Raw genomic sequence first — 14,908 nt, 5'->3', positions numbered from 1 at the left:
CCTGAACCACAGACCGATGATACGAATTCTGTTTTCCGCATGGATCATACTGACGTGTGCCGCCGTATCGGCACAGCCGCGCATCCGCACCGAGAAAGGGCCGGGCGAAAAAACGACCGACTTTATTCTCGAAAACAAACAAAGCGGCGGAACGCTTACCGTGCTGGTCAATTTCAAGGAGCTGTATAATTGCAGTAACCTTTCCGCCGGCGTGCATAAATATACGGTGCACTACGACAATCAGCGGTTTTTGAGCCTGCGGGCCGCTGACGAGGGTTACGGGGTGGGGTATAACTATTCGTGGCGTTGGTATTTAGGTCCGCTCGATCCGGATGTGGATACCGCTTTCGTCTATCGGATGCCCTGTTCGACGCTCCGGCCCCAACGGGTTATCCGAACGGTATACGTTCTGGACAAGTACCGAAAGGCGGAGGCGGAGCGCGAAAGCCTGGGCTTCATGTTTCCGCTATCGAAAGGGGATACGGTCTACGCCATGCGCCGTGGTGTGGTCGTGGAGATTCGAAAGCCCGAAAAACGCTTCGACGCTCCCCGGGTGAGTTTTACGACCAACAGCCCGAACCTGCTTGTCGAGCAGCCGGACGGCACGCTGGCCTGGTATATCTGTGTCGACGGCGACAATGTGCTGGTCGACGTCGGGGACGAAGTGCTGCCCGGAACGCCGCTGGCGCTGGCCGGGAGCTACGACGGCGAATATTACAAAACAGCAGTCCAAATCTATTGGTACGAGACTGATCCCGATCGCGATTGGAATGACGGATATGCGGTTTCCAAAAGACTGTTTCCGCGGTTTCAGACTACCGATGGCGTGCTGATACCCAAGCACGGCGGTGTCTATACGCCTGTTTTTACACCGGAGATGCAGACTCGTGAGTTGACCGCGAGGGAGCTTAAAAAGTGGCGTGCGACGCATCCCGGGCATAAAAAATAGTCGTACCGGCAAACCGTCCGCCCGTGTAATCGGAGCTTTCGCAACCGGACGGATGCAGTATTTTCGTTTTCCGGCGTTTTACTGGATACAAAGGGATGCAAACCGGCTCCGGCTGAAAACAGTTCCGCGCGATGCCCGGCTTGCATAATCTTTGTAAGATGGTTACGTAAAAACGAAAAGACAATGAAACGACTGATTTTATTGGCGGCGGTGGCGTTTTTCGCCCTCCCCGCGGCAGCGCAGATGCAGGAGGCTTTCCCCAGCTACATTCAGGTGAACGGACGTGCCGAAAAGGAGATCACGCCCGACGAATTCTACCTGCAGATCATCATCAACGAGCGCGACTCGAAGGGCAAGATTTCGGTCGAGAGCCAGCAGCGCGACATGATCGCCGCGCTCAAACGTGCGGGTGTCGACGTCGAGAAACAGCTCAAGATGGCCAACCTGTCGAGCGAGTTCTTCAAGAAAAACACCTCGGTGGCGACGGCCAAATACCAGTTGCAGCTGGGTTCCTCGGCGATGGTCGCCAAGGTGTGGCAGGCGCTGGACGGACTGGGTATTTCGAATGTCTCGATCCTGAAGGTCTCGCACTCGAAAATCGAACAGTATAAGGCCGAGGTGCGCGTCGAGGCGATGCAGAACGCCCGCCAGAGCGCCGCGACGCTGGCCGAAGCCATCGGGCAGAAGATCGGAAAATGTTTCTACATCTACGATTCGAACAACAACGTGATGCCCGTTTTTTACGACAACATGGCCGTGATGCGCAGCGCCAAGGCGACGGGCGTCGCCGAGGATGCCGCGGCGGACGAACCGCTCGATTTCAAGACCATCAAGCTGCAGTATAACGTGCAGGCGAAGTTCGTCCTCGAATAGTTTTCGATTTATAAACGGCAGTTTCCGCACATCCCTCGAACGGGGCGAATGGGACGTACTTCGGTACTGCCTATCCGCCTCGTTCTTCCCGATGCATGAGGCCAGCCTGCTTAAAATCAAAAACGGGAACGTGCCGGAAGCTGGCTTTACGAACCCCGACAGACCTGTTCACACGGGAAATCCGTTTTCGCAGACCGGAAGGGCCTGATAATAAAACGATTCATCCGGGTTGAAAGCAGAGAGGCTGAAAAAGTGCGATTCAGTAAGCGATTTCTGAAAATTTTAGTATCTTTGTAGTTCACCCCTGTAAAAAAGGAGGAGTTATGGAAAAGCAGTTTTGTTTCGATTATGAACATTACGCGGCACTGTCGGAACTATCCGAAGCCGACCGCAGGCTGGTCGCCGAGGCCGAACGGGCCACGGCCAATGCGCATGCGCCCTACTCGAATTTCCACGTAGGCGCCGCCGCGCGTCTGCGCAGCGGGAAAATACTCTACGGCAGCAACTTCGAAAGCGAAGTCTATCCCGCGGGACTCTGCGCCGAGCGGTCGCTGATGTTCTACGCCCAGGCCAACTACGCCGACGATCCGATCGAGACGATGGCCATTGCCTCGAACCCTTCGGAGCGCGAATGCTATCCCTGCGGCCAGTGCCGGCAGGTGATGGTCGACGTCGAGCGCCGCCAGGGTTGCCCGATGCGGGTGCTGATGAGCGGCCACGGTACGGTGACGGCGGTCGATTCGGCCTCCAGACTGCTGCCTTTCACCTTTATTCTGTAATTTCAGACGATGTTTAACCCGGACGACATTCTTTACGAAGACAACCACCTGCTGATCGTCAACAAACGCTGCGGCGATCTGGTGCAGCCCGACCCGTCGGGCGAGAGCGCCCTCGAAGACCAGATCAAGGCCTTCATCAAGGGGCGCGACGCGAAACCCGGCGAGGTGTTCCTCGGCGTGGTGCACCGCATCGACCGTCCGGTGAGCGGAGTCGTGCTTTTCGCCAAGACGTCGAAGGCCCTCGTCCGCCTGAACGAGATGATCCGCGAAGGCCGCATTCATAAGATATACTGGGCGCTGACCGAAGCCACGCCCGACCCCGAGAGCGGCGAACTGCGCCACTACATCCTGCGCGACGGCAAAACCAACCGTTCGCGGGCCTGCGACGCCCCGAAGGGCGACGCCAAGGAGGCGCGCCTGCGTTACGCGACGCTCGGGGCGGGGACGAACTACACGCTGGTCGAGGTCGAACTGCTCACCGGCCGTCACCACCAGATCCGTGCCCAGCTCTCGAAGATCGGGTGTCCGATCCGCGGCGACCTGAAATACGGCGCCCGGCGCTCCCTGCCCGGGGGCGGCATCTCGCTCCACTCGCGCCGCGTCGAGTTCGAGCACCCCGTGCGCCGTGAGCCTCTCTCGGTTACGGCTCCCGTGCCTGCGGGCGACAACCTGTGGGCCTATTTCGAAAACCTCTGAATATCCTTGCCATGCGATTGCTCATTCAGCGTGTAAAACACGCTTCCGTCGCCATCGGCGGTGATGTCCGCTCCCGGATCGGGGCGGGACTGCTGGTGCTGCTGGGCGTCGGGTGCGGCGATACCGACGAGGATGTCGAATACCTCGCCGGAAAACTCGTGCGCCTGCGCATCTTCGACGACGAAGCGGGCGTGATGAACCTCGATGTCGTGCAGACGGGCGGCGAAATCCTGGTCGTGAGCCAGTTCACGTTGCAGGCCTCGACGCGCAAGGGCAACCGCCCGAGCTATATCCGGGCGGCTCCCGAAGCCGTTTCACGGCCTCTCTACGAGCGTTTTACAGCCCGCGTAGCGGAACTCTCGGGCCGCGGGGTCGCCACGGGCGAGTTCGGCGCCGACATGCAGGTCGAACTGGTCAACGACGGGCCGGTGACGATCTGGATGGATTCGAAAAACAAGGAGTGAACACCTCAATCTCTTTTGCGATGAAAAAGATAACAGCATTTCTGCTTCTGGGCCTCGCCGTCTCCCTTGCCTCCTGCGGGAGCGAAAAGGAGCAGGACGACAACCGGTGGTTCCTGACGCCCGAAGCCGCGGTCAGCGGCACGACCGTCGAGATGACCTGCCGGACCCGCTTCGCTGCCGGTGCGCTGGACGGCGTCCGCGTGGGATTTACCTATGCGTCGATCGTAGGCGGGGTGATCGGTCCGTTCGCCGAGTCGGCGGACTGCCGGGTCGAAGGCAGCAGCCTCGTCTCCACGCTGAACGGCCTTCTGCCCGAAACCGTCTACGCCGTCTATGCTTTCGCCGACCTGCCGACGGGCCGTGTGCAAAGTCCGGCAGGCTCCTTCCGGACCGGAAAGGGCTTCGTCAATCCCGACCTGGCGAAATATGCGGGATGGGCGGAACTTCCGGCTGTTCAGGGCCGTCCGGGCGACTGTTACTATGCCGTCCATTACTGCGACGGCGCGCCCGGAGGCCGCAACTATACGGTCTGTTACAGCGCCGGCAAACGCAGCGGAATGTGGTCGGCGTTCCCGCTGCACGACTGCTATAAGGGGACGCAGGGGCGTACGGATGACTGGTTTTACGATCCGGCCATTCCCGAAATCGTTCAGCCCGATCTGATCAAGGGGTCGTACAAGCCGCAGCCGGGTTATTCGAAAGGACACCTGCTCGCGTCGAACGACCGGACGGCGAGTTACGCGATCAACGTCCAGACGTTCTATGTGACCAACGTGGCTCCGCAGTGGCAGAACAGTTTCAATTCCGGAGTGTGGTCGTCGCTCGAAGACGATTGCTGGAAGAACGTCTGCGCCGATACGCTCTATGTGGTGTCGGGGGTCTGGTTCGCCGACGACGATACGACCGTCACGGACCAGAGCGGCGACGTGTGCGTCGTGCCGACGAATTTCTACCGGGTGCTGATGCGTTCGAAGAGCGGCTCTGCGGGCAAACCTCTCCGGGAGCTTGCCGCCGATGAGATCGAATGCGTCGGTTTCTGGTTTGAAAACCGCGCCTATCCGAGCGGTAAACCTTCGCAGTACATGACTTCGGTGGCCGATATCGAGGCGAAAACGCAGATCGAGTTTTTCACCAACGTGCCCGATGCTCCGAAGGAGAAACTCAACCCTTCATTCTGGAATTTCAGATAATTGATTCCCGGCGGCGATGGATGCCATCCGTTGCCGGGATACCGTATTGATAACGATTTTAAATTGGTATGATGAAAAAATTGAGCGCATTCCTGCTTCTGGGCCTCACCGTGGCCTTCGCCTCCTGCGGGGATGAAAAGACGGAGGACGACAGCCGGTGGTTTCTGGCGCCCCAGGCCGCGGTCGGCGGCACGACGGTCGAAATGACCTGCCAGACCCGCTTCGGCGAGGGCGTGCTGGACGGTGTGGGCGTGGGATTTACCTATGCGCCCATCGTCGACGGCAAGATCGGTCCGTTCGCCGACTCGGCGGATTGCAGGGTCGACGGCAACACCCTTTCGTCCACGCTGGACGGTCTTCTGCCCCAAACCTTCTACGTCGTTTACGCCTTCGCCGACTTCCCGTCGGGGCGTATGCAAAGCCCGGCGGCCTCGTTCGAAACCGGCAAGGACGAACTTCCCGAACCCGATCCGGACAAACCGGCCTTCGGAACCCCGTCGGCGAGCGCCGTGACCGAAACCACCGCCACGCTGACGTGCGGATTTACGTTCGAGGGCACCGGTTACAAGGTCTATTTCCGCTATAAGCCCTCGTCTGCTTCCGGCTATTCACAGCAGGAAGTGTCGGCGGGAACGGGGACCAAGACGGCCTCTCTGACCGGGCTGACCGCCGGCACGAACTACGAGTTCCAGCTCTGCGCCGACTGGAAAGGGCAGACCTATGCCAGCACCGCGGGAACTTTCACGACCGCGCGGAACGGCGGCGGATCCGGCGATACGAAGTACTCGGGGTGGCCCGAACTTGTTCCGGAGGACAAGTCGAACAGCGACTATCATTACGCATACCATATCTGTCCCGACTTTTCGATAGGCGGTCACAAAGCGCGTAATTATACGGTCTGCTTCAGTGCCAAGCACCACTGTCCCGTCTGGGTGGCGGCGCCGCGTCATGCCTGCTACGAGGGTGATGCCGATCGCTCGGCCTATAGCAAGGACCCGATCATTCCCTCCGGCATTCAGTATAACAGCAAGTCGACGGGCGGCGGCTGCAACAAGGGCCACATGCTCGGTTCGGCCGAACGCACCCGTTCCGCGGCCATCAATAAGCAGGTCTTCTATTACACCAACATCGCTCCGCAGTACTCCTCGGGATACAACACCGGAGGCGGCGGATGGAATACGCTCGAGGACTGGATCGACGGCAAGGTCTGCCGCGATACGACCTATCTGGTTATCGGCACCTACTTCGAGTCCTATACCGATGGCTATGGCATGTCTGCCTCGCCCAAGAAAATCGAGTTCGGCGGCCGCAGCGACGTGTCGTGTCCCACGATGTTCTACATCGCCGCACTGCGCACCAAGCGGGGCGACACCGGCAAATCGGTGCTGAACTGTTCGGCCGACGAACTGATGTGCGTGGCGTTCGTGCGCTCGCACAACAACGGCCTCAAGGGCCAGAAGGTGACATCGAGGGAGATGATGTCTATTTCGGACCTCGAAAAGCTCACCGGACACGCATTCTTCACCAACGTGTCCAACGCCCCGAAGAATACCTATAACCCCTCGGACTGGGGCTTGTAGCGATGATCTACCCGTGGGGCGATACGAGGCGGTTCAACTCCTATGCGGGGTACTTCCGCCGTCTGTTCGGCTGCCGGGTGCAGAAACTTTCCGTCGATGCGGGCTTCACGTGCCCCAACCGCGACGGGACGATCGGCGAAGGAGGGTGTACGTTCTGTAACAACGGAGCGTTCACCCCTTCTTATTGCATGCCCTCGAAGAGCGTCGGGCAGCAGGTCGCCGAGGGCATCGAGTTTCACCGCAACCGTTACCGCACGGCGCGGCGTTACCTGGTCTATTTCCAGTCCTTTTCCAACACCTATGCCCCGCTGGAGCGGCTGAAGACGCTTTACGATGAAGCCCTCGCGCATCCCGACGTCGCGGGGATCGTCGTCGGCACGCGCCCCGACTGCGTCGACGAGCGCAAACTCGACTGGTTCGCATCCCTGGCCCGCGACCGCTACGTGGCCCTCGAATACGGTATCGAGTCGACCTTCGACGCCACGCTCCGGGCTGTCAACCGCGGCCACGGCTTCGCGTGCGCCCGCCGCGCCGTGGAGATGACCGCCGAACGGGGGCTGGCGGTCGGTGCGCACTTCATCCTCGGGCTTCCGGGCGAGACCGACGCGATGCTGTTGGACCAGGTGGAGCGGATCAACGCCCTGCCGCTCACGACCGTGAAGTTCCATCAGCTGCAGGTTTTCCGCGCCACACCGATGGCCGCCGAGTACGACGCCGCACCCGAGCGGTTCCGCTTCTGGGAGCCGGAGGAGTACATCGACCTGTTCGTCGAAATCCTCCGCCGCCTGCGGCCCGGCGTGGTCGTCGAACGCTTCGCCTCGGAGGCTCCGCCGCGCTACCATTACGGCCGCAACTGGGGCCTCGTGCGTAACGAGCAGCTGCTCGCGATGCTCGAAAAAAGATTGGAGGAACGCAATGTATACCAAGGCGAATTTTTTACTACCTTTGCCGCAGACAAACTTCGGCAAAGGTAGGTTGCGCCTCGGCAGAATGCGGGTAGACCCGGCTCTGCGCCGGGCCTGCGCCGCCTTTGCGGAGGCAAACCCCGAATAAACCCCTTCGTTATGAAACCCATCAATCCCGACATCGTGCTCAAACCCGTCAAGGAGTATATACTGATGGCTGTCGGCATGCTGATGTACTCTTTCGGCTGGATCGGCTGCATCCTCCCGGCCGGCGGCGTCGGCGGCGGCGCCGCAGGTCTGTCGCTCGTGCTGTGCAACGCGCTCTCGGCGGTGGGAATCGACTTGCAGATCGGTACGATGGTCTTCATCATCAATGCCGTCCTGCTGCTGGTCGCTGGGTTCATCGTGGGGTGGAATTTCGGCCTCAAGACCATCTTCTGCGTGGTGATCATCTCCGCGGGCATGAACTTCTGGCAGGAGGTGCTTCCCGATGGCAACTTCCTCGGGGTCGACAACCTGCTGGCCATCGTCATGGGCGGTATCCTGGCCGGCGCCGGCATCGCGCTCTGCTTCTCGCAGGGCGGCTCGACGGGCGGTACGGACATCGTGGCCATGATCATCAACAAGTACCGTACGGTCAGCTACGGCAAGATCCTCATCTACTCCGATTTCGTCATCATTGCTTCGGCCCTGCTGGTGGGCATGGGTATCAGCGCCGTGATTTACGGCTACGTGATGACGGCCGTCGTGGGCTATACGGTCGATATGATCATGGCCGGAAGCCAGCAGTCGAGCCAGGTCTTCATCGTCACGCACGACTACGAGAAAATGGCCCAGGCGATCGTCGACAACGTCCACCGCGGGGTGACGCTCATCGACTCGCAGGGATGGTATTCGAAAAAGGAGTCCAAAATCGTCATGGTGGTCTGCCGCAAGCGCGAGACGGCGATGATCCTCAAATTCGTCAAGACCATCGATCCCGAGGCCTTCATGACCGTCGGATCGGTCATGGGCGTCTACGGGAAGGGATTCCAGGCAATCGGGAAGGGCTGATGCAGCTCTACGCCGACATAGTCCTTCCGCTGGCGCAGCCCGTCTACACGTTCGCCGTGCCCGAAGGTACGGAGGTCGCGGCGGGGCAGGCCGTGGCGGTGCAGTTCGGCGCACGCAAATTCTATACGGGCATCGTGTGGCGGGTTCATGACCGCCGGCCCGATTTCAAAACCGTCAAACCGATCCAGCGCGTGCTCTACGATGCGCCCCTGCTCTCCGGGCAGCAGATGTCGCTGTGGGAGTGGATCGCCTCGTACTACATGTGCTCCTTGGGGGAGGTGATGCGCGTGGCGCTGCCTGCGCTGATGAAACCCTCGGGCGACACGGAGGAGGAGTTTTCCGACGAGGAGTTCCGTCCCCGCACCGAGTGTTACGTGTCGCTGGCCGCGGAACTCCGCGACGAGGGGCGTTTTCACGAAATCTGCGAGAAGATCGAACGGCGCGCCCCGAAACAGTACGAGGCGCTGCTCGAATTGGCTGCGGCCGGCGACGAGACGCGCATTTCGACCGGCGAGGTGGCCCGCCGTCTGCTCCGGGCCGATTACGCGGTGCTGCATGCGCTCGAACGCAAGAAATACATCGTCTGCACCCAGCGCGAACGCTCGGTCGAGCGCGGCGGCTCGGCCTTCCGCCTTCCGGAGCTGACGGCGCAGCAGCTCACGGCGCTGGAGGCCCTGCGCGGACAGTTCGCCGCCGGGAAAACCACGGCCCTGTTGCAGGGCGTCACCGGTTCGGGCAAGACCGAGGTTTACATTCATCTGATTGCGGAAGTGCTTGCGAGAGGTGGCGACGTGCTGCTGCTCGTGCCGGAGATCGCCCTGACGGCGCAGCTGATCGAGCGCATGGAGCGCATCTTCGGCAGCCGCGTCACCCCGTACCACTCCAAACTCACCAACCGCCGCCGCACGGAGACCTACCTGCGGCTGAACCGCTCGGACGGGGGCGAATTCGTGGTCGGCGTGCGGTCGTCGGTCTTCCTGCCGCTCAAACGCCTGCAGCTGATCGTCGTCGACGAGGAGCACGACGCCAGCTACAAGCAGACGGAGCCTGCGCCGCGTTACAACGCCCGCGACTGCGCTGTGGTGATGGCACGCCTTACGGGGGGCCGCACGCTGCTGGGCAGCGCCACGCCGTCGCTCGAGACGTGGCTCAATGCCGCGTCGGGCAAATACGGGCGGGCGGAGCTGACCGAGCGCTACGGCGACGCCCGGCCTCCCGAAATCCTCGTTTCCGACACCCTGCGCGCCGTCAAACGCGGTGAGCGCAAGGCCCATTTCAACAAACTCCTGCTGGACAGGATCGGGGAGACCCTCGACCGGGGCGGGCAGGTGATGCTGTTCCAGAACCGCCGCGGGTTCTCGCCCTACGTCGAGTGCTCCGAATGCGGCTGGACGGCCCGCTGCCCACATTGCAACGTGACGCTGACCTACCACAAGGGCGGACGGAAACTCGTCTGCCACTACTGCGGCCATACGGAGGACGTCCCGGCGAAATGCCCTTCGTGCAAGGTCACCGACGTCGTCCCGATGGGGTTCGGGACCGAGAAGGTCGAGGAGGAGATTTTCAAGATTTTCCCGGAAGCGCGTGTCGCCCGGTTAGATAGGGACAGCGTGACCTCCGAAAAGGCGTTCAGCGCCATCATCGCCGATTTCGAGGCCCGCCGGACCGATATTCTGGTCGGCACGCAGATGATCACCAAGGGTTTCGACTTCGCGGGGGTGTCGCTCGTCGGCATCCTCAATGCTGACAATTTGCTGAACAACCCCGATTTCCGGGCCGCTGAACGGGCTTTCCAGCTGATGATGCAGGTGGCGGGCCGCGCCGGACGGCGCGATGGCGGGGGCGAGGTGGTGATCCAGACCTCCGAACCGGGGCATCCCGTGATCCGGCAGGTCGCGGCGGGCGATTTCGAAGGGATGGCCCGCACGCAGCTTGCCGAGCGCGAAGCCTTTTTCTACCCGCCCTATGCGCGGCTCACGTCGCTCACGCTGCGCCACCGCGACCCTTCGGTGCTTCGAAGCGGGGTCATGGACCTCGCCGCGCGCCTGCGCACCCGCTTCGGCCGCCGCCTGCTGGGGCCGATGACTCCGCCCGTCGACCGCATCCGCGGCGAATACCTCGTGGGCCTTCTGCTGAAAATCGAGAGCGGCGCCTCCTCGGCCCGCGCCCGCGAACTGCTCTCGGCCGAGTTGAAAACCTTTGCCGAAAATCCGGCTTTCAAGTCGATTACCGTCGTCGTCAATGTCGATCCTCAATGACCTCGCCCGCGATGTCGCATCGCTGCTGTTCCCGCCCCGCTGCGCCGTCTGCGGGGAGCCGCTCGCGCGCGGCGAACGCACGGTCTGCACCTTGTGCCGCGCCACGGCGCCGCTGACGGGCTACTGGCGCGAGGTGGATAACCCCGTGGTGCGCCGATGCTGGGGCATGGTCCCCGTCGAGCAGGCTTCGGGCTTCCTGTTTTTCGTCCGCGCGAGCGGCTGGCGGCGGCTGATCCACGGCTTCAAGTACCGCGGCGCCTGGCGCACGGCCCGGGCGATGGGCGAGTGGTACGGGCGCTGTCTGCGCGAAAGCGGCCTGTACGACACCGTGGAGGTGGTCGTGCCGTTGCCGCTGCACCCCTTCAAACGCTGCCGCCGGGGATATAACCAATCGGAATACATCGCCGAGGGGATCGCCGCGCAGCTGGGCGTGGAGGTCGATCGCCGCAGCGTCCGCCGGACGCGCAACACCGCCAGCCAGGCCCTCAAACCCCGCCGCGAGCGGGCCGGCAACGTCGAAGGGGCCTTCTCGGTGCGCCGCCCCGAACGGCTCGCCGGGCGGCACGTCCTGCTGGTCGACGACGTGATGACCACGGGCGCCACGCTTCTCTCGTGCGCCTCGGCGATCCTGCGCGATGCGCCCGGCTGCCGCATCAGCATCGCCGCCCTGGCCGTTTCGCAGCGCGAACTGGGCGTGAAGGAGTAATGTACAATGCCGTATTTACAATTCACAATTCAGGGTTTTACGGGCGAAGCCGGTGTGTAAAAGTCTGTAAATTAGGGTTGTAATTTTGAATTTTGAATTTTGAATTCTGAATTCTCGTTTATTCGCGCGATTATCCGTATTTTTGAAGTCTGAACGAAAAGATACCCCATGGCTAAAGATTTTACACCCTCCTCCCGCAACCGGGAGGCGTTCGAGGCGATGACCGATACCGTCGGCAACGTACCCCCGCAGGCGGTCGAGCTGGAGGAGGCCGTGCTCGGTGCGCTGATGCTTGAGAAGGACTGCATCATCACCGTGCAGGAGTTCGTCTCCCCCGAGGCGTTCTACACCGAGGAGCACCGCCTGATCTACAAGGCGATCAACGAACTGTCGATGGAGCTGAAACCCATCGACCTCTATACCGTGACCGAGCGGCTCAAGGCCAGGAAGGAGCTGAAGAAGGTGGGCGGCGCGTCGTACCTCGCGCAGCTGACCCAGAAGGTCGGTTCGGCGGCCAACGTCGAGTTCCACGCCAAGATCATCGCCCAGAAATACGTGCAGCGCGAGCTGATCCGCTCGGCGACCGAGATTCAGAAACGTTCGTACGACGAGTCGACCGACGTCACGGAACTGATCGGTTATGCCGAAGGCGAGATCTTCAAGGTCGCCGAGGGACATGTCAAGCGTTCGGTGCAGTCGTCCAAGGACATTCTGGCCCGCGCGCTGATGCAGATCGAGGAGGCGTCGAAGAACACCAGCGCCTTCAGCGGCGTGCCGTCGGGTTTCATGGCCATCGACCGCGTGACGCTGGGCTGGCAGCTGTCTGACCTGATCATCATTGCGGCCCGTCCTTCGATGGGTAAGACGGCCTTCGTGCTTTCGATGGCCCGCAACATGGCCGTCGATCACGAGCAGGGCGTGGCGTTCTTCTCGCTCGAAATGTCCTCCGTGCAGCTGATGATGCGTCTGATCATCGCCGAGACGGGACTTTCGGGCAACGACGTCAAGTCGGGCCGCCTGACGCCCGAGCAGTGGCGCCATCTCGAATCGGCCACCAAGCCGCTGGGTGCGGCACCGCTCTTCATCGACGACACGCCCGCCCTTTCGGTCTTCGAGTTCCGCTCGAAGGCCCGGCGCCTGAAAATCCATAACGACATCAAGATCATCATCATCGACTACCTCCAGCTGATGACCGGCAACCAGGATACGAAGGGCAACCGCGAGCAGGAGGTGGCCTTCATCTCGCGTACGCTGAAGGCCATCGCCAAGGAGCTGAACGTGCCGATGATCGCCCTTTCGCAGTTGAGCCGCGCCACCGAAATGCGCGGCGGCTCGAAGCGTCCCCAGCTGTCGGACCTCCGCGAGTCGGGCGCCATCGAGCAGGACGCCGACATCGTGGCCTTCATCCACCGTCCGGAGTATTACGGCATCAATCAGGACGAGAACGGCATGCCCACGGCGGGCATGGCCGAGATCATCCTCGCCAAGCACCGTAACGGTGCGGTGTGCGACGTGAACCTGCGGTTCCTGAAGGAGCAGGCCCGCTTCGCCGACGTGGAGGATTCGATGCTGCCGCCCGCGCAGGCGGCGGACAGCCAGCAGGCCTACGACGATTACGCCAGCGGTTCGAACGCCCAGCCGGGGACATCGGGGCTGGGTGCGGCGATGGGCGGGGAGTTCGACGTCAACCGTTCGGCGAAAATCGACGACGAAGCGCCTTTTTAGCCATGTTCGTTCGTACATTCGCAGGAGCAGTCGTCGGGATCGACGCCGTGACGGTGACCGTCGAGGTCAACATCGCCGGCGGCGGCCTGGGCATGTACCTCGTGGGACTGCCCGACAACGCCGTGAAGGAGAGCGAACAGCGCATCCGGGCGGCGTTCGAAAACTCGGGCGAGCGGATGTCGGGCAAAAAGGTGGTCGTGAGCCTCGCTCCGGCCGACCTGCGCAAGGAGGGTTCGGGTTTCGACCTGCCGATCGCCGTGGGTATCCTCGCGGCGATGGGCCGCATCGACGCCGGGGCGGTGGCCGGAACGATGTTCGTCGGCGAACTGTCGCTCGACGGCTCGCTCAAACCCGTGCGGGGCGTGCTGCCCGTTGCGGTCCGGGCGCGCTCGGAGGGGCTGCGGCGCGTGGTGCTGCCCGCGGGGAATGCCGCCGAAGCCGCCGTGGTGGACGGAATCGAGGTGATTGGCGCCACGACCTTGCGTGAAGTCGTCGGATACCTGAACGGCGAGGCGGAGATTGCGCCTGCCGTTCCGGACGAAGAAGAACCGTTCGATACGGCTGCGGCGCGCTATGCCGAGGATTTCGCCGACGTGCGGGGCCAGACGCATGTGAGACGCGCGCTGGAGATCGCTGCCGCGGGAGGGCACAACGTCATCATGATCGGTGCGCCGGGTTCGGGCAAGACGATGCTCGCACGGCGCCTGCCGACGATCCTGCCGCCCCTCTCGCGCGAAGAGGCGCTCGAAACGACCAAGATACACTCCGTGGCGGGCAAGGCGGGCTTGACGGGCGGACTGATGACCCGGCGGCCTTTCCGGGCGCCGCACCACCTCACTTCGCAGGTCGCCGTGATCGGCGGCGGACAGTCGCCCCGGCCGGGCGAGGTGTCGCTGGCCCACAACGGCGTGCTGTTCCTCGACGAACTTCCCGAATTCGGGCGCAGCGTGCTCGAAGTGCTGCGGCAGCCGCTGGAGGAGAAGAAGATCGTGGTTTCACGGGCCAGATACAGCGTCGAATACCCGGCGAATTTTACGCTCGTGGCGGCGATGAATCCCTGTCCGTGCGGCTATTACAACCACCCGACGAAGGAGTGCACCTGCTCTCCGGGGTCGGTGCACCGTTACATGGGCCGCATTTCGGGTCCGCTGATGGACCGCATCGACCTGCATGTGGAGGTGACGCCCGTGGCTCCGCAGGAGTTGTCGGCGGCCACTCCGGGCGAGGCGAGCGCCGCGGTCCGCGAACGGGTAGTCCGGGCGCGGGCGGTGCAGGCGGCGCGCTTCGGCGGGGTCGAGGGGGTTCATACCAATTCGATGATGAACAGCGCGATGCTGCGTGAATACTGTCGTCTCGATGCGGCTTCGGCCGCGCTGCTCGAACGGGCCATGGAGCGGCTGTCGCTTTCGGCGCGGGCCTACGACCGCATCCTGAAGGTGGCGCGTACGATCGCCGACCTGGCGGGGCGTCGCGACATCGTTCCGGCGGACGTCGCCGAGGCGATCAACTACCGGTCGCTGGACCGGGGAAACTGGGGACGGTGATTTTGGCAGAAGCCGGAGTCGATTAAAATAGGAAGTATGAAGAAAAATTATGCTTGGGGAATTTCGACCGGACTGATTCTGGGTTTGATAATCAGTTTTCTGACCGATAATTTTGCGATACTCGTTATCGGCTTGCTGATCGGCGTTTGTGCCGGGGCAGCTGCAAGTATAAACCGTAAACATTGA

14 protein-coding genes are annotated in these 14,908 nt (G+C 62.1%); all 14 read left to right on the top strand.

What is annotated here, in order from left to right; translation table 11 throughout:
* Positions 1–16: 16 nt before the first annotated feature.
* The 14 genes from ACGHP5_RS06645 to ACGHP5_RS06580 all read left to right on the top strand — a co-directional run bounded on the left by ACGHP5_RS06645 (position 17) and on the right by ACGHP5_RS06580 (position 14,908).
* Positions 17–949, top strand: a complete 933-nt coding sequence (locus tag ACGHP5_RS06645) for a hypothetical protein (RefSeq protein WP_290532586.1) — start codon at positions 17–19, stop codon at positions 947–949.
* 183 nt (positions 950–1,132) lie between these two features.
* Entirely contained in the window at positions 1,133–1,822 is a 690-nt protein-coding gene (locus ACGHP5_RS06640; protein WP_290532587.1) for an SIMPL domain-containing protein, read from the top strand.
* A 323-nt stretch (positions 1,823–2,145) separates the two neighbouring features.
* The gene (locus ACGHP5_RS06635) at positions 2,146–2,601 is read left to right on the top strand and encodes a cytidine deaminase (protein ID WP_290532588.1); all 456 of its coding nucleotides are present in this window, start codon (positions 2,146–2,148) and stop codon (positions 2,599–2,601) included.
* A gap of 9 nt (positions 2,602–2,610) precedes the next feature.
* The gene (locus ACGHP5_RS06630) at positions 2,611–3,297 is read left to right on the top strand and encodes an RluA family pseudouridine synthase (RefSeq protein WP_290532589.1); all 687 of its coding nucleotides are present in this window, start codon (positions 2,611–2,613) and stop codon (positions 3,295–3,297) included.
* Positions 3,298–3,308: 11 nt separating this feature from the next.
* Positions 3,309–3,761: a D-aminoacyl-tRNA deacylase gene (dtd, locus tag ACGHP5_RS06625; protein ID WP_290532590.1), complete on the top strand. Its 453-nt coding sequence runs from the start codon at positions 3,309–3,311 to the stop codon at positions 3,759–3,761.
* Positions 3,762–3,781: 20 nt separating this feature from the next.
* On the top strand, positions 3,782–4,951 hold the full coding sequence (locus ACGHP5_RS06620) for a DNA/RNA non-specific endonuclease (protein WP_337771573.1): 1,170 nt from the start codon (positions 3,782–3,784) through the stop codon (positions 4,949–4,951).
* Between the two features lie 71 nt (positions 4,952–5,022).
* Positions 5,023–6,531 (top strand): DNA/RNA non-specific endonuclease, encoded by a 1,509-nt coding sequence (locus tag ACGHP5_RS06615; RefSeq protein WP_390568216.1) that lies wholly within the window; start codon positions 5,023–5,025, stop codon positions 6,529–6,531.
* A gap of 2 nt (positions 6,532–6,533) precedes the next feature.
* Positions 6,534–7,505: a TIGR01212 family radical SAM protein gene (locus ACGHP5_RS06610; RefSeq protein ID WP_390568215.1), complete on the top strand. Its 972-nt coding sequence runs from the start codon at positions 6,534–6,536 to the stop codon at positions 7,503–7,505.
* 90 nt (positions 7,506–7,595) lie between these two features.
* Positions 7,596–8,489, top strand: a complete 894-nt coding sequence (locus tag ACGHP5_RS06605; RefSeq protein ID WP_290532594.1) for a YitT family protein — start codon at positions 7,596–7,598, stop codon at positions 8,487–8,489.
* Positions 8,489–10,747, top strand: coding sequence for a primosomal protein N' (gene priA / locus ACGHP5_RS06600; protein WP_390568214.1), 2,259 nt, complete (start codon positions 8,489–8,491; stop codon positions 10,745–10,747). Before ACGHP5_RS06605 ends, priA begins: the two co-directional genes overlap by 1 nt.
* Positions 10,731–11,453, top strand: coding sequence for a ComF family protein (locus tag ACGHP5_RS06595; RefSeq protein ID WP_295901929.1), 723 nt, complete (start codon positions 10,731–10,733; stop codon positions 11,451–11,453). Before priA ends, ACGHP5_RS06595 begins: the two co-directional genes overlap by 17 nt.
* 168 nt (positions 11,454–11,621) lie before the next feature.
* Positions 11,622–13,178, top strand: coding sequence for a replicative DNA helicase (gene dnaB, locus ACGHP5_RS06590; protein ID WP_295901926.1), 1,557 nt, complete (start codon positions 11,622–11,624; stop codon positions 13,176–13,178).
* A 2-nt stretch (positions 13,179–13,180) separates the two neighbouring features.
* Entirely contained in the window at positions 13,181–14,722 is a 1,542-nt protein-coding gene (locus ACGHP5_RS06585; protein WP_390568213.1) for a YifB family Mg chelatase-like AAA ATPase, read from the top strand.
* A gap of 36 nt (positions 14,723–14,758) precedes the next feature.
* Entirely contained in the window at positions 14,759–14,908 is a 150-nt protein-coding gene (locus ACGHP5_RS06580; RefSeq protein ID WP_290533260.1) for a hypothetical protein, read from the top strand.

The sequence above is a fragment of the Alistipes sp. i18-0019-D1 genome (genome assembly GCF_042852885.1).
Lineage (GTDB): Bacteria > Bacteroidota > Bacteroidia > Bacteroidales > Rikenellaceae > Alistipes.
Note: the sequence above shows the minus strand (reverse complement) of the source record. Positions and strands in the feature narration are given on the sequence as shown.